Here is a 14,671-nt window from a genome sequence, read left to right as displayed (position 1 = left end):
CCTGAAGGGCACGCTCAGCGGAACTGGAAGCGGCAGCCTGAGTTCAAAGCCACCTGCGCAACACCCGTCATCTCCAGGGAAAGTGCGGACGGTTGCGTCACGAGAGTCTGCGGAGGATAGGCCACGAAAATCGCGAGCTGGCGGTTGCCGTCGGCGCTGCTGAGGGCAATACTTCCGTAGCCTGGAACATCTCCGGCATGGCCGTAGTAGGAGCCGTTGGTGCAGCGGTCATCCCAATGGTCCAGGCCAAGGCCGTACTCGGCGAACACCGTGCCCTTCATGGCGATGAGGCTCGCCGGCGCTACCAACCGCCCCCTCAACAAGGCGTCCTGGAAGGTGCTGATGTCCCCGACGCTGGACACCAGGCCACCTGGCGCAACCCCGGGTGGCGCCGAGGGAAACGTCACATCCACGGTTTCCCCACTCACTTGGATGTAGCCGTGCACAAGGTTATCCGGCACGGTGGAGCCCGCGGCCAACAGCTGGGTGGCCCCAAGGTTCAGGGGCGTCAGGATGTCGGCCCGCAGGACAGCCTCCAGCGGGGAACCACGGAGCTGCTCCACCACCCGTCCCAGCAAGGCATCGGCCTGTGTAGGCGTCATGTCCGGGAGAGCCGCGGTGATTCCCAGGAGTTGGCGAATGGTGAGGGGGCTGCCCGCGGAGACGGAACCCGGCAGGTACGCAGTGACGGCGTCGTCCAGCGTCAGCAGTCCCTCTTCGGCGAGCTTGAAGATGGACACTGCCACCATGGTCCGGAGTTGCCCACCCACAGGGAAACTGTCGCCGGGCTGGACAGCAGTGCGCGCTTCACGGCTCCTCACTCCTGCTGCGCTGGTCCACTCCTGCCGGCCAACTTTTGCCTTGATGAGTACCGCTGAGGCGCCCTCCTCCAGTTTCTCCCGGGAGAAGAGCTCCAAGGTGGCCCGGAGCTCCTGAAAGGCCGGCGAAAATGAGGTGGGGTCCGTGGGCAGCGCGCTTGGTGTTTCGGTGACCGTCGGCACCAAAGGAGGGGTCGTCGTCGTAGGTGCCACCGTTGTTGTCACCGGAGGCGGTGCCGGCGTGATGGGCTGGGTCGGCAGGGGGTTCGGCGTTCCGGTGCACCCGGATAGAAACAACCCGCACGCAAGTGCGAGGCTCGTTACCCCCTGACCTGGACGTGGCGGCACGCCGGCTCCCGGTTCACTCCTCGGGCTTGCGGGCCCGGCTGGGTTGCACGCGCATGGGTTCACCCGGCATTTTGGGGAATTCCGGCGGGAAGGGCATCTCGCCCTGGCCGTTCTTGACGTCCCGCTCCCACCATTCGAGCAGCACGTCTATGTCTCCGGGGTGATCGTGCATGGATGCCCAGGGGTCGCCTGTCTTCGCCAGACGGTCCGGGACTGTGGTGATGGTGTACTTCGCGGGATCGGAGCTTTCCAGCTCCTCCCACGTCAGCGGGCAGGACACCTGTGCCGTAGGTACGGCGCGGGGGCTGTAAGCCCCGGCGATGGTTCGGTCCCGGTTTGCCTGGTTGAAGTCCACGAAGATCCGTCTCCCGCGTTCCTCCTTCCACCAGGCTGTAGTGACCTTGTCCGGCTGGCGGCGCTCCAACTCGCGTCCTGCGGCAATCACGGCATGGCGTACCTCGAGGAACTCATGCTTGGGGTGGATGGGCGCGTAGACATGGAGTCCCCGATTGCCGGATGTCTTGATGAACGCCGTCAATCCGGCTTCCTCCAGCACGGACCGGAGTTCCTGCGCGGCGGGGATGGCGTCGTCGAAATCGGTCCCCGGCTGGGGATCGAGGTCGATCCTCAGCTGATCGGGGTTATCGGGATCGCCGGCACGCGAGGCCCAAGGGTGAAACACCACCGTGTTCATCTGTGCCGCCCACACGGCCGTCGCAGGCTCGTCGATGACCAACTGTGGATGGGACCGGGCACTGGGATAGGTCACCGGGACGGAACGGACGTACTCCGGCGCGCCCTTGGGCGGATTCTTCGAGAAGAACATCTCGCCCTCAATATTGCCTGAATAGCGTTGAAGGCTGACGGGTCGGCCTCCGTTGGCAGCCACAAACGCGTCTCCGACGTCGATGAGATAGTTGGCGAGGTCCAGTTTGGTCAGTCCCGCCTCGGGCCACATCACCCGGCTTGGACTGGAAATCCGGACCTCCCGGGGGCCGTCGGGACCGGGAACAGTGACAGTGGTTGCTTCGCTCGCCATGGGCACAAGCTACCCCGTTAAGGGCTTGCGCGTCAGCACCCACGGAGTTTTTGCTGCCGTGGGCAATGATGGTTGCATGCCAAAGACTGAAACACCTGTCACCATCACGGTCGGTGAATCCGACATTTCCGCCCTCCACATCAGGCCGGACAGCCCGTTTGCCACGTTGGTGGTGGCACACGGTGCCGGAGCTGGAATGGAACATCCGTTCCTGCAAGGCTTCGCCGAGGCGATGGCGGGCGAAGGAGTGGCTACCCTGCGCTTCAATTTTCCTTATCGCGAGGCAGGCCGGCGATTCCCCGACCGCCCGCCCTTGGCCATCGCCACGTGGCGCACTGTCATGGACAAGGCGGCTGAACTGGGCGATGGTGAGCCCCTCTGGGCTGCCGGCAAGTCTTTTGGCGGTCGGATGGCGTCCATGGCAGTGGCCGAAGGCATGCCTGCCAGCGGATTGGTGTACCTCGGCTACCCCCTGCATGCGCCCGGCAAACCGGAGAAACTGCGCGACGAACACCTCTACGGCGTCACAACGCCCATGCTCTTCCTCCAAGGCACGCGGGATACGTTCGCAACACCGGAACTGTTGGAGTCCGTGGTGGACAAGATAGGCCCGACGGCGACGCTCCAGTGGAGCGAAGGCGGTGACCATTCGTTCGCGGTCAAGGGCGTCAAACGCGGGGCGGCCGAGACCGGGGCATCGTTGGCGCCCGCGGTGGCTGCGTTCCTGCGGGCCAACTCCTAAGCCTGTCCCCTGGGCACTACTTTGGCAGGGGTTCGTGGCGGAGGTAGGACCGGCGGAAACGACCGGTACCGGCGGTGAGGGCCCGCAGTTCGATGGCGTAGCGTAGAAGTTCCTGGTCCGGCACTTCGGCACTGATGTCCGTTCCCTCGGCGTCGGCTGCGGTAGTGCCGGTGACCCGGCCGCGCCGTCCCGAAAGATCACTCATCACGGCACCCACATACTCTTCAGGGACGCTGACAACAACCGACGAGACAGGTTCCAACAACTGGATTTTGGTGGCTGCCGCAGCTTCACGAAGGGCCAGCGCCCCGGCTGCCTGGAAGGCCGCATCCGAGGAGTCCACGCTATGGGTTTTTCCGCCCACCAACGTCACTTTGATGTCCACCACCGGGAATCCTGCGGATACGCCCTTGAGCATCTGGGAACGGACGCCCTTTTCCACGCTGGTAACGAACGTTGCAGGGATCGCTCCGCCCACTATCCTGTCAGTGAAGGCGAAACCTTCACCTCTGGCGAGGGGCTCCACCTCGATGTCACAGATGGCAAACTGCCCATGGCCCCCGGATTGCTTGACGTGCCGTCCGTGTCCCACGGCTTTGCCGGCGAAAGTCTCCCTGAGAGGAGTAATAACGTCCACGGTCTGCAGTTTGACGCCCTGGCCGCGCAATCTGTCCAGGACAACCTCTGCGTGGGCCTCTCCCATGCACCAGAGGATGAGCTGGTGGGTGTCCTGGTTGCGTTCCAATCGAAGCGTCGGGTCAGCGGCCGCAACCTTTCCGATGCTTTTTGCCAGCGCGTCTTCGTCACTCCGTGAAGCACCTTCGATGGCGATGGGCATCAGTGGCTCGGGCATGTTCCACGTTTCGATCAACAGCGGCGCATCCCTGTCGGACACGGTATCGCCGGTCTCGGCACTGGCGAGCTTGCTGATGGCGCAAATGTCCCCGGCAATACACTGTGGGACGGCCTTCAAGCTGGAGCCCACCGGTGAATAGAGGTGGGTGACGCGTTCGTCGGCGTCGTGGTCCTCGTGGCCCCTGTCCGCCAGTCCCCTGCCGCCCACATGGATGGAGGAATCCTCCCGCAACGTCCCCGAGAAGACACGGACCAGGCACACGCGGCCAAGGAATGGATCCACGGTGGTCCGCACCACTTCGGCGGCAAGGCGCCCCGCAGGATCACACTCCAACGCTTTCATCGACGAACCGTCCAGTTTCATCGCTGCGGGGGTGATGCGCTCCACGGGCGATGGCAAGGCATCGGTCAGCAAGGCCATGAGCTCGGGAAGGCCCACCCCGGTTTCCGCCGACGTCGGAATGACCGGGAAGAAGCTTCCCCGGGCCACGGCGGTTTCCAGGTCCTTGACGAGGTCTGCCAGTGGTAACTCCTCGCCACCGAGGTACCGGTCCATGAGTGTTTCGTCTTCGCTCTCGGCAATGATCCCTTCGATCAAGAGGCCCCGCGCCTCTTCACCATCCGTCACCGATGCCGGATCCCCATCAGCGGGGCCATTGAGGATGCCGACAAGGCCGGTATTGCCCACCGCAGGAACGTACAACGGCAGCACCGACTCACCAAAAGCTTCCTGGCACCGGACGACGGCGGCACTGAAGTCGCCGCGCGGATGGTCCAGTTTGCTGAGCACCACCGCCCGGGGCATACGGACTTTCTCACATTCGCCCCACAGGGCAATGGTGGCAGCGTCAATACCGTCGACACACGAGACAACAAAAAGGGCCGCATCGGCGGCCCTTAAACCAGCGCGCAATTCGCCGGTGAAGTCGGTGTAGCCCGGGGTATCGATCAGGTTGACCTTGATATCACCCACCAGAATTGGCGCGACAGACATGGCCACTGAGCGTTGTTGGTGGATCGCGGACGGATCGGAATCGCTGACTGTGGTGCCTTCGCTGATGGATCCCATCCTGGTGATGGCTCCGGTTGCGGCGAGCAACGCTTCCACCAGCATCGACTTGCCGGCCCCCGAATGCCCTACGAGTGCAACATTCCGGATTCGGGAAGAGTCCCTTGCTGCCAAGGCCGCACCGTTGTCACCCCGTCGGGCTTCAGGCAAGCCGGGTCCGGTTCCCCTTGGCGTTTCGCGCGTGCCCTTCGCGGACATGGGCACCTCCTGGTGTTGGATCCCGGCACGGAGTCCGAACACATCCCGTTCGAACGTTAAACAGGATTGGACACCCTGAGGTGACCACAGGGCAAGGGCTGGCAGCCAGCAAAACCGGCCAGCCGCCGTCGGGCCCTTGGCAGCGTGCGAAACTTCGAACTACAGGGCGAGCATCCCCCACAGCAACCAGGCAGACGCTGCCGCGCACCCGGCGATCACCACAGTGAATCCCGTCAACCACACGAAGGACGGCAGGCCTGTGGTGCGGCCCAGGATGAAGGCGTCGGAGGCCCCAATCCGCTCCCGGCGACTGGTGTGCACACTGGCCAGTTTGAAGAGGTCGCGGACACCTCCTACTGACAGGGCGACGCCAAGGGCAAGGACCACATAGTTCATTGTTGTCGGCGCAGCGAACAGGATCAGGAGCTGGGCGACTGCAGCGCTCACCACGGCCACGAGAATCCCGGTGAGGTTCCTCAGGAAAATGAGCGACACCAGCAGGATCAAGGCCCCGATGGACATGGCCGCGCCGGAACGGCCTGCCGCAAACGCAGCGATCAGCCCCAGGCCAACCACCGCCGGTGCCGGGTATCCCCAAAACCCGGACCAGGCCGCGCCAAAAGCACTCCGGCCACTGCTGACAAGGCGTCCCGAATGGTCGAGCCCTATCCGGAGCCCGTGCACAAAGCGCCCTGTCATCAGTGCCGCATAAGCGTGGCCGAGCTCGTGGACGAACGTGACGTACAGGCCGAACCAGCGCCAGGTCACGCGCGGGATGCTCAGGACAACGGCACACGCAAGGATGCCCAGCAAGGCCGGCAGTGGCACCACAGTGGTGTGCGTTTCGGTGAAACCGCGGACCACCGCGTCCCACCAGGTTTGGAAGAGGGTCATTGCGCCGTCCGGATTCCCTGCACCGACAGACTCATAACCCTCACAACACTGTCGACTGCAGGCGGGAATGCAGCCCGGCGATGAGGATCTCGAGGCCGAAGTCGAAAGCTGCCTCGCCACGCTCCACAGCAGGTCCAGCTTGTGCCAAGGCATCGGTCAGGGCCGGGTACCCCTGCGCAGGTGGAGCCCAGACGACATCCGGCGCTGCCAGGTCCAAGGCGAAACCCAGGGCGAAGCTGTCAATCGTGGAAATCGCTGACATCACGTCCCGGCCCCGGAACCCGGCGATTTCCAGGGCAACCGCAAGGTTCTCGTAGAGGGCCATCACCTTGTCGTCTTGAACTGTCTGGAGCACCAGCAGGGGTGCGAGTTTCGGATGACGGGCGAAGGAATCGCGATAACTCCGGACAATGGCGCGAAGCGACGCCTCCCAGTCCTGCTCGTCCTCCAGGACATAGGGACTCTCGCCGATGATCCTTCCACGCATCAGCTCAAGGATTTCTTCCCGTCCGCTCACGTGATTGTAGATGGAGGACTGGCTGACGCCGATCCGCTTGGCCAGTTTGGGCAGGCTGAAGTCCCCGGCCTCGTCCACCAGCTCAAGGGCGGCGGTGATGAGGGCATCAATGGATATCAGCGGGACCAGCGGGCGTGCCATACGGGTGTCTCCATTCAAGGTTGTTGTTACGACTCTAGCCAGAACTTTGCGTCCAGGTATTGTGCGCTGGATCACTAGGCCCTACGCTAAACGAAAGCCTTTCGCTTAATGCTTGGCACTCCTTGAACATTCCTTCCCCCAACACCCCTGAGGATCCCCATGTCTGACCTCGAAACCCGACCTCCAGCTGCAGATGCTGGAAATGGGCTCAAACGGAATGCCATCGGCACCGGCGGCATCGCCTTCCTGGTGATCTCCGCAGCAGCCCCCCTGACAGTGATGGCCGGCGTAGCCCCTGTGGCTATCGGCATCGGGGGCATTGGCGCCCCCATGGGATACGTCATTGCCGGGGCAGTCCTGTTGGTTTTCGCCATTTCCTTCATGGCCATGACCAAACACGTCAAAGCTGCCGGCGGCTTCTATACCTACATCAGCCTGGCCATGGGCAGGACAGCGGGGCTGGCAGCGGCCATTCTGGCGATCGTGTCCTACAACTGCCTGCAAATCGGCGTCTACGGTTTGTTCGCCGTCCAGACCCAGGCCATGCTCCGCACGCTCTTTGGCCTGGACGTGCCATGGCCCGTTGTGGCGTTGGTGGCCATCGCAGCCGTCTGGCTTCTCGGATTCCGCGGCATTGACGTCGGTGCCAAGGTCCTCGGAGTCCTGCTCATCGCCGAAACCGCCATCCTGGGGATCATGGGCGTAGCGATCCTTGCCCGCGGCGGAGCTGCCGGCATCAGTTTCGCCTCCTTCTCCCCCGAGCACGCTTTCACGCCGGGTGTCCTGGCCATTTTGGCGATCTGCTTCGCGGCATTCATGGGCTTCGAATCCACCGTGCTGTACCGGCGCGAAGCCCGCAACCCGGACAAGTCCGTCCCGCGCGCGACCTACATCGCCGTCGGATTCATGTCCGTGTTTTACGCCTTTATTGTCTGGACAGTCATTCAGGCCTTCGGCGACGGGAACGTAGTCGCCGCAGCCGGTGAACTGGCCGACGGAATGTTCTTCGCCACCATCAACCAGTATGTGGGGCCGTGGGCCGAGGTGGTGATGTACGTGCTGATCGTGACCAGCGTTTACGCCTCTCAACTGGCTTTCCACAACGCCATCAACCGCTACGTCTACATGCTCGCTAAAGACGGTGTGCTCCCCGCATTCCTCGGCAGGACCCACCCTCAGTACAAATCCCCGCACCGTGCCGGGCAGATCCAGACCATCCTGGCCGCCGTCGTCATCAGCATTTGTGCGATCGCCGGTGCCGACCCGTACAAGCAACTGCTGATCTGGGTGAACACACCGGGGATCGTGGGGATCGTTGCCCTGCAGGGCCTGGTGTCCGTGGCCGCCTTCATCTATCTGCGCCGCCATCCGGCGGCCGTCACCAACCGTTTCCTCATTCCAGTGAGCGTGGCCTCGGCCATCCTGCTGTTCGGAGTGGTGGCGCTGATTGCCATCAATATCGACCTCCTCACGTTTGCCGATCCCCTCACCAACACCATCCTTCTCCTGGTGGCACCCGTTGTTTTCCTGGCAGGCCTGCTGATTGCACGCCGCCTGCGCAGTACCCGCCCTGACGTCTTTGCCCGGATTGGAAGCTTCGAAAAACATGACTCCTGACCTTATAGTCCTCGCCGATACCATCCACACCATGGATGGCCACCGCGGCGATTCCCACCAGGCTGTAGCCGTGCGCGACGGGGTGATTACCGCCGTCGGAAGCCGGGCTGAAGCGCTGGACTGGGCGCACGCCGGCACCCGCGTGGTAGATCTTGGCAACGCGACGCTGACCCCGGGACTGGTGGACTGCCACATCCATCCGGTGTTCGGGCTGGACCTGACAATCGGTGTTGACCTGTCCGGTGCTGCCACTGTGGAGGAAGTCCGCGCCCTGCTCACGTCGGAATCAGAGAACGACGGCGGCTGGTTGCGTGGCTGGGGACTGAACCCCAACGCCTTTGGCGCAGTACCGTTGCACCGGAGCATTCTGGATGCTGTCAGCGGTGACAAGCCCGCGCTGATCCGGTTGTTCGACGGTCATTCAGCCCTCGCCAACAGCCAAGCCCTGGATCTGGCAGGCATCCGGGGCAGGCACGAATTCGAGCAGGCTTCCGAGGTGGTGTGCGATGCCGACGGCGTTCCCACCGGCCTCCTCCTCGAAGCAGCCGCCATGGAACTTGTCCAACGGCACATCCCCCAGGAAACGTTCGAGGAACGGAAGGCCAGGCTCGACGCCCTGTTGGAGGCCTTCGCCCGAGCAGGATTGACCGGCGGCCACATCATGGACCACAGCGACGAATCCGCCCTCCTTTTCCGGGCTTTGGAGATCGACGGCGAGTTGCCGCTGCGCCTGCGGAGCGCCCCGTGGTGCATGCCCGGCACCGATGAATCGGAGTGGAAGGAACTTGCCCGCACCGTGGGAACCGGTGGGCGACGATGGTCCGTTGAGGCCATCAAATTGTTCGTCGATGGAACCGTGGACAACGGAACCGCCTGGCTCTACGAACCCGACGCCTACGGCCAGTCCACTGCGCCGTTTTGGCCACGGCCCGAAGAATACTCGGCCGCCGTTAGCTACTTCGCCTCCCGCGGCATCCCGACAGCGACGCACGCGATCGGTGATGCGGGTGTGGAGCATGTGTTGAATGCTCTGGAGTCGTTGCCCGGTACGGTACCGGCTGATGTCCTGCGCCGGACCGTCCACCGCATTGAACATATCGAGACAGTTCCGGACGGGCTCGTGGAGCGCTTCAGGAGTGCGGGTGTCGTGGCCAGTATGCAACCAACGCACTGCACCCATTATTCAGCGGCGGACCACAGCGACAACTGGTCCACCCGGTTGGGCGCCGAGAGAGCGGACCGGGCCTGGCGCTGCCGGGACCTCCGCGAGGCGGGAGTGACATTGGGTATCGGCTCGGACTGGCCGATCGCTCCGTTTGAGCCCCTTCCCATCATCGCGGATGCGCAATTGCGCCGGCGTTCCGGACATCCCGAGCAAGAGCCCATCGCGCCGGCGCAGGGTCTCACCGCGTACCAGGCACTGGAGGGCTACACCTCGCATGCTGCCAAAGCGGCTGGCCTCTGGGATGTCTCCGGTTCCATCTCGGTGGGCAAACGGGCAGACTTCACGGCTTTCGAACTGGACCCCCTGACCACCGACCCCGACGAGTTGGCTGCCAGTGCGGTCCTGGGAACATTCGTGGACGGCGAGATCCAGTTCATGCTGGAGCGGCTCGCCTAGCTGGAGGGGCCGGACTGCATCCTGTTCTTGGTCCTGGCGGTAGCCGGCGCAGTCCACGGGTCTTCGGGCCAGGGGTGCTTGGGGTAGCGCCCACGCATCTCGGCCCGGACCTGGGAGTAGGGACCGGACCAGAAGGAGGCGAGGTCGTCAGTGACGGCCAATGGCCTGCCTGCCGGAGACAACAAGTGGAACAGCACAGGGACCCTGCCGTCGACGAGCAGTGGCGTGCGGTCCCAGCCGAAGCATTCCTGGAGTTTGACCGCCATCACCGGCCTGCCGCCGTCGTGCTCTTCCGGGCCTTTCTCCGACACCTCCGGATAATCGATCCTGACCCGCGAACCGCTGGGAACCTGCAGACGCTCGGGAGCAAGGCTGTCCAGGCGGGATGCTTCCGGCCAGGGCAGCAGCCGACGCAAGGGCTCCGCCAGGTTGATCGACCTAACGGGCGTCCCGGTAGCCACCTGCTCCAGCTCCGGGGCCAGCCAGTCCTCCAGCCGGGCCAGCAGGCTGGCTTCGCGGACGTCGGGCCATGGCGCGCCGAGCTCGTGGTGCAGCAAGGCGAGCCGCCTCCGCAGGGCGTCGGCTGCGGTTGACCAACCAATCATGGACAACCCTGTCTTTGCCAAGGCCTCACCCATCGCGTGGCGTCCGGCTTCGGCGCTGGGGCGTACTGGCGTGGAGGTCAAGACGATCGATCCCAACCGACGTTCCTGGCGTGCGGTCACCTTTCCTTGGTCAAACTTCGCCTGCACCTTGGTGACCATCAGGTCCGGGGCAGCAGCTTGGGCAAGTTCCGCGGACAACGGAGCTGCGGAGCGGATCACCGCACCCGTTCCAGCAGCGTCGCGGCCCTGTGCCCGCGACACTTCGGACACTGCCAGCCACTCATGCCCGGACAACGGACTTCCGGCAGGAAGTCCGGCCCTCGTCCCGGAAGACAACAGGTACGTGGAGCCATCGCCGGCAACACGACGCGCCACACGGTCCGGGAAAGCCAACGCCACCACAAACCCGGGCGTCTCCCTGGCGGTAACGTCCGTTGGGAGTTGTGAACGCACGACGCCGGACGCCTCCTGCCGGGCAATCGACTCCATCCGCTTGACCTCCTCCGTGAACCGGCGCGCGGCAGGATCGGAACCGGACCTCAGCGACCTCAGCAAGGCGGTGAGGTCTGCGCCGGGTGCGCGCTGGTCACCAGCAACGAGGGCTACCGTTTCCGCCGCTGCCCGCGTGCCGACCACTGCAGCACCATCCAGCAAGGCGCGGGCCAGGCGGGGATCGGCCGGAATGCGTGCCAGTGCCTTGCCCAACGTCGTGACGGATCCGTCCCCGGCCACTGCACCCAGTTCCCGGAGGACTTCCACAGCCTCATCCATGGTTCCTGAAGGTGGAGCGTCAGGCAGCTGCAAGCCGAGGCCTCCCGGGGCACCCCAGCACGCGAGGACCAGCGCGGCTCCAGTGAGGTCGGCTACTGAGATCTCGGGTGTTTGGTGGGCCGGGGCCGCTGCGAAAGCCTGCTGGTCGTAGCAGCGGACCACTGCCCCTGGCCCTTGCCGTGCCGCGCGTCCGGCTCGCTGCTCGGCCGAAGCCCGCGAGCAGGAGACGGTCACCAGGCCTGACATTCCACGCCCCGAGTCCCTCCGCGGTTCCCTGGCCAACCCCGAATCGATCACGAGCCGCACACCGGGAACGGTGAGGGATGACTCGGCCAGGGACGTCGACACAATGATCCGTGGCGGACCTCCGGGCTCACGGCCGGACACAGCCCGATCCTGGGCGTCGGGGCCGATCTGGCCGTGCAACTCCAGTACCTCAACGCCTCGGGGAACCAGGGCGTTGAGGTGGTGTGCGACGTCGGACACTTCGCGGGCGCCCGGCAGGAAGACCAACGCATCAGCATCAGGGTTGGCAGCCAAAGCCAGTCCGTGGGCGGTCGCGGCGGTGCGGGCCACGTGATCCAGGAACGTGCGGGCCACTCCCCGTTCGTTGAGGCGGTGCTCACCGGAGGGGGCCCACTGAACCTCCAGCGGGTACAGCGCAGAAGGGCAGTCAACCACGGGAGCCGGGCCGCCGTCGTCGTGAGCTGTCCCTCTCTGCTCCAGTAGGGCTGCAAAACGCGGGGCGTCGAGGGTTGCCGACATTGCGATCAACGTCAGGTCGCCACGGAGTTCACGCACCTCGGCAAGCATGCCAATCAGCAGATCGGTATCAAGCCCGCGCTCGTGCACTTCATCCAGGACAACAGCATGAACGTCTTCCAGACCGGGATCGCTCAGGAGCCGGCGGAGGAGAATGCCGGGCGTGACGAATTCCACCACTGTGTCCTTGCCGGTCTTGCTCTCCCCGCGCACGGTGTAGCCCACCCGGCCGCCCACGCGGCTCCCGTCCAGTGACGCCAGCCGACGTGCAGCGGAACGGGCCGCAACACGCCGTGGTTGGGTGACAACCACACGTGGCTGGCCGGATTGCCGTTCGGAGAGAAGCCGCCGTTCGGCCAGCAGGTTGGCCAGCAGTGGAGGCACGAGCGTGGTCTTACCGGTGCCGGGCGGCGCCTGTACGACCGCCACGGCGTCGTCGCCCTGGCGCTCCAGCGCCGCGGTCAGGTCCGCGAGGGATTGAGCAAAGACCAGCCCCTTACCGATGGTGTCCAGTCTGAAAGTCACCAGACCATTGTCCCTGCTGGGTGGCACGGGAAAGGCCACGCCGGTGGGAACCGGGCGTGGCCTTTCCTCTCGTGCTGTGTTTCTAGCCGATGGTGGAAGCGTCGATGACAAAGCGGTACCGGACATCGGAGGCGAGAACGCGCTCGTACGCCTCGTTGATCTTGCTGGCCGGGATGACCTCGATCTCGGCACCAAGGCCGTGCTCTGCGCAGAAGTTCAGCATTTCCTGCGTTTCGCGGATGCCGCCGATGGCTGAGCCAGCGAACCGGCGACGACCCATGATCAAGGAGAAGACGTTCACCGGCAGAGGCTCGGCCGGAGCGCCGACGTTGACCAGGCTTCCGTCCAACGTCAGCAACTGGAGGTAGGCGCTGATGTCGATCGAGGCGCTGACCGTGTTGATGATGAGATCGAAGGTGCCGCCGAGCTGCTCGAACGTGGCGGGGTCGCTGGTGGCGTAGTAGTGGTCCGCGCCGAGCTTGAGCCCGTCCTCCATCTTCTTCAATGACTGCGACAGGACCGTGACCTCAGCGCCCATGGCATGGGCGATCTTGACGGCCATGTGGCCGAGCCCGCCAAGCCCGACGACGGCAACCTTCTTGCCGGGACCGGCGCCCCAATGGTGCAGGGGCGAGTAGGTGGTGATGCCTGCGCACAGCAGCGGAGCAGCGACGTCCAGTTCCAGGCCTTCCGGAATGGTAACGACGAAGTCCTCGTTTACCACCACATGGCTGGAGTATCCGCCCTGGGTGATGGTGCCGTCGCGGTCAACGGCACCGTAGGTGCCCACGTTTCCCTTGAGGCAGTACTGCTCTTCTCCGGCCAGGCAGTTCCGGCATTCCTTGCACGAGTTGACCATGCAGCCGACGCCAACGCGGTCGCCCACCTTGTGCTTGGTCACATCGGAGCCAACCTCGGTGACGATGCCGGCGATTTCGTGGCCGGGGCCAGCGGGTACTGCTGCGGTCCCCAGTCACCGCGGACAGTGTGGATATCGGAATGGCAGATGCCGGCGAACTTGATGTCAATGTTGACGTCGTTCGGACCGACCTCGCGACGTTCGATGGTGGTCAGGGTCAGGTCGCCCGTAGCCGAGGGGGCAGCGTAAGCGTTAGCGGTAGGCATGTTTCTCCTGCGTTGTGAACGTTGGTGGATATTTCCATCTAACCCTGTTTCCGTGGACGCAAGGAGTTACTGCTGTAAGGGGTAATGACAGGGACTCCCTCAGCCGGACAAAAGCCATACCGTTGAAACCATGGACAACCGGACTGAGACTCGTGACTTTCTTTCCACCCGGAGGGCGAAGATCACCCCGGAACAAGCGGGACTGGCCGCCTATGGCGGCAACCGCCGGGTCCCGGGACTTCGACGCGGAGAAGTGGCCATGTTGGCTGGCGTGAGTGTCGAGTATTACACCCGGCTGGAACGCGGAAACCTCTCCGGCGTCTCTGAAAGTGTGCTGGAGTCCCTGGCCAACGCCCTGCAGCTTGACGACGCCGAACGCGCCCATCTGTATGACCTCGCCCGCGCGGCAAGCGACGGCGGCAAGTCCCGGCGTCGTCCTGTCCGGAAGCAGGTCATCCGGCCGGGGGTGCAGCTCACGCTGGATGCGATCACCGGCTCGCCGGCCTTCATCCGCAACGGCAGGTTGGACCTTCTGGCAACGAACGCGTTGGGCCGGGCCCTGTACGCGGACATCTACGACAGCCCATCCGGACCGCCCAACCATGCACGCTTCCTCTTTCTTGATCCCCGCAGCCACAATTTCTACACGGACTGGGAGCGCGCCGCCAATGACACCGTGGCCATCATGCGTACGGAGGCCGGCCGTGATCCCTATGACCGTGGGCTCAGCGACCTTGTGGGCGAGCTGTCCACCCGCAGCGAGGAATTCCGGGTCCGCTGGGCATCCCACAATGTCCGCCAGCATTTCACCGGTAAGAAACACTTCCGGCATCGGATAGTCGGTGACCTGCACTTGCTCTACGAGGCCCTGGAATTATCCGCTGACGCCGGTTTGACCTTGACGGTCTACAACGCCGAGCCCGGGACGGGCACTGCAGACGCCCTTCAACTGCTCGCGAGCTGGGCTGCGACCACTCCCGCGTCGACCGCAGACCCAGAGCCGCTCCGTCACCATCAGTAACAC

The 14,671-nt window shown here is 64.3% G+C and carries 11 protein-coding genes and 1 pseudogene; 4 read left to right on the top strand and 8 right to left on the bottom strand.

The features are described from left to right. Positions 1-14: 14 nt before the first annotated feature. Both CGK93_RS11960 and ligD read right to left on the bottom strand, forming a co-directional pair. Positions 15-1,001 (bottom strand): serine hydrolase domain-containing protein, encoded by a 987-nt coding sequence (locus CGK93_RS11960; RefSeq protein WP_232481304.1) that lies wholly within the window; start codon positions 999-1,001, stop codon positions 15-17. A 178-nt stretch (positions 1,002-1,179) separates the two neighbouring features. After that, positions 1,180-2,205: a non-homologous end-joining DNA ligase gene (gene ligD, locus CGK93_RS11955; RefSeq protein ID WP_089595017.1), complete on the bottom strand. Its 1,026-nt coding sequence runs from the start codon at positions 2,203-2,205 to the stop codon at positions 1,180-1,182. A gap of 76 nt (positions 2,206-2,281) precedes the next feature. Between ligD and CGK93_RS11950 the strand changes: the two genes are divergently transcribed. Beyond that, positions 2,282-2,947 (top strand): alpha/beta hydrolase family protein, encoded by a 666-nt coding sequence (locus CGK93_RS11950; RefSeq protein WP_089595016.1) that lies wholly within the window; start codon positions 2,282-2,284, stop codon positions 2,945-2,947. Positions 2,948-2,963: 16 nt separating this feature from the next. Here CGK93_RS11950 and CGK93_RS11945 read toward each other — a convergent pair whose 3' ends face one another. The 3 genes from CGK93_RS11945 to CGK93_RS11935 all read right to left on the bottom strand — a co-directional run bounded on the left by CGK93_RS11945 (position 2,964) and on the right by CGK93_RS11935 (position 6,621). Then, positions 2,964-5,069: an elongation factor G-like protein EF-G2 gene (locus tag CGK93_RS11945; RefSeq protein ID WP_089595015.1), complete on the bottom strand. Its 2,106-nt coding sequence runs from the start codon at positions 5,067-5,069 to the stop codon at positions 2,964-2,966. A 159-nt stretch (positions 5,070-5,228) separates the two neighbouring features. After that, a complete protein-coding gene (locus CGK93_RS11940; protein WP_089595014.1) occupies positions 5,229-5,963 on the bottom strand; it encodes a M50 family metallopeptidase in 735 nt (244 codons plus the stop codon). Between the two features lie 40 nt (positions 5,964-6,003). Continuing rightward, a complete protein-coding gene (locus CGK93_RS11935) occupies positions 6,004-6,621 on the bottom strand; it encodes a TetR/AcrR family transcriptional regulator C-terminal domain-containing protein (protein WP_089595013.1) in 618 nt (205 codons plus the stop codon). A gap of 159 nt (positions 6,622-6,780) precedes the next feature. On the opposite strand from CGK93_RS11935, the gene CGK93_RS11930 reads away from it, so the two are divergent. Both CGK93_RS11930 and CGK93_RS11925 read left to right on the top strand, forming a co-directional pair. Continuing rightward, entirely contained in the window at positions 6,781-8,238 is a 1,458-nt protein-coding gene (locus tag CGK93_RS11930; protein WP_089595012.1) for an APC family permease, read from the top strand. After that, complete coding sequence (locus CGK93_RS11925) at positions 8,228-9,859, top strand: amidohydrolase (RefSeq protein WP_089595011.1); 1,632 nt, start codon at positions 8,228-8,230, stop codon at positions 9,857-9,859. The genes CGK93_RS11930 and CGK93_RS11925 overlap by 11 nt, the downstream gene beginning before the upstream one ends. On the opposite strand, the gene hrpB is transcribed toward CGK93_RS11925, so the two are convergent. The 3 genes and pseudogenes from hrpB to CGK93_RS24640 form a co-directional block, all read right to left on the bottom strand. Then, the gene (gene hrpB / locus CGK93_RS11920; RefSeq protein WP_442856987.1) at positions 9,856-12,522 is read right to left on the bottom strand and encodes an ATP-dependent helicase HrpB; all 2,667 of its coding nucleotides are present in this window, start codon (positions 12,520-12,522) and stop codon (positions 9,856-9,858) included. The genes CGK93_RS11925 and hrpB overlap by 4 nt on opposite strands. 82 nt (positions 12,523-12,604) lie before the next feature. After that, positions 12,605-13,060 (bottom strand): zinc-binding dehydrogenase, encoded by a 456-nt coding sequence (locus CGK93_RS24645; RefSeq protein ID WP_232481652.1) that lies wholly within the window; start codon positions 13,058-13,060, stop codon positions 12,605-12,607. Positions 13,061-13,270: 210 nt separating this feature from the next. Then, positions 13,271-13,647, bottom strand: a pseudogene (locus CGK93_RS24640) (alcohol dehydrogenase catalytic domain-containing protein); the annotation flags it as partial. A gap of 130 nt (positions 13,648-13,777) precedes the next feature. Here CGK93_RS24640 and CGK93_RS11910 point away from each other — a divergent pair. After that, positions 13,778-14,668 carry a helix-turn-helix transcriptional regulator gene (locus CGK93_RS11910; protein WP_089595009.1) on the top strand — a complete coding sequence of 297 codons (891 nt, stop codon included), beginning with the start codon at positions 13,778-13,780 and terminating at the stop codon, positions 14,666-14,668. Positions 14,669-14,671 lie beyond the last annotated feature (3 nt).

Origin of the sequence: Arthrobacter sp. YN, assembly GCF_002224285.1 — a bacterium.
GTDB lineage: Bacteria > Actinomycetota > Actinomycetes > Actinomycetales > Micrococcaceae > Arthrobacter.
This window is presented reverse-complemented; position numbering and strand designations above follow the sequence as displayed.

What these genes read in the sequence shown, in the direction of transcription:
- ligD (WP_089595017.1), bottom strand. Translation starts at nt 2,205, where the DNA reads ATGGCGAGCGAAGCAACCACTGTCACTGTTCCCGGTCCCGACGGCCCC.
- CGK93_RS11950 (WP_089595016.1), top strand. Translation starts at nt 2,282, where the DNA reads ATGCCAAAGACTGAAACACCTGTCACCATCACGGTCGGTGAATCCGAC.
- CGK93_RS11945 (WP_089595015.1), bottom strand. Translation starts at nt 5,069, where the DNA reads ATGTCCGCGAAGGGCACGCGCGAAACGCCAAGGGGAACCGGACCCGGC.
- CGK93_RS11940 (WP_089595014.1), bottom strand. Translation starts at nt 5,963, where the DNA reads ATGACCCTCTTCCAAACCTGGTGGGACGCGGTGGTCCGCGGTTTCACC.
- CGK93_RS11935 (WP_089595013.1), bottom strand. Translation starts at nt 6,621, where the DNA reads ATGGCACGCCCGCTGGTCCCGCTGATATCCATTGATGCCCTCATCACC.
- CGK93_RS11930 (WP_089595012.1), top strand. Translation starts at nt 6,781, where the DNA reads ATGTCTGACCTCGAAACCCGACCTCCAGCTGCAGATGCTGGAAATGGG.
- CGK93_RS11925 (WP_089595011.1), top strand. Translation starts at nt 8,228, where the DNA reads ATGACTCCTGACCTTATAGTCCTCGCCGATACCATCCACACCATGGAT.
- CGK93_RS24645 (WP_232481652.1), bottom strand. Translation starts at nt 13,060, where the DNA reads ATGGGCGCTGAGGTCACGGTCCTGTCGCAGTCATTGAAGAAGATGGAG.
- CGK93_RS11910 (WP_089595009.1), top strand. Translation starts at nt 13,778, where the DNA reads ATGGACAACCGGACTGAGACTCGTGACTTTCTTTCCACCCGGAGGGCG.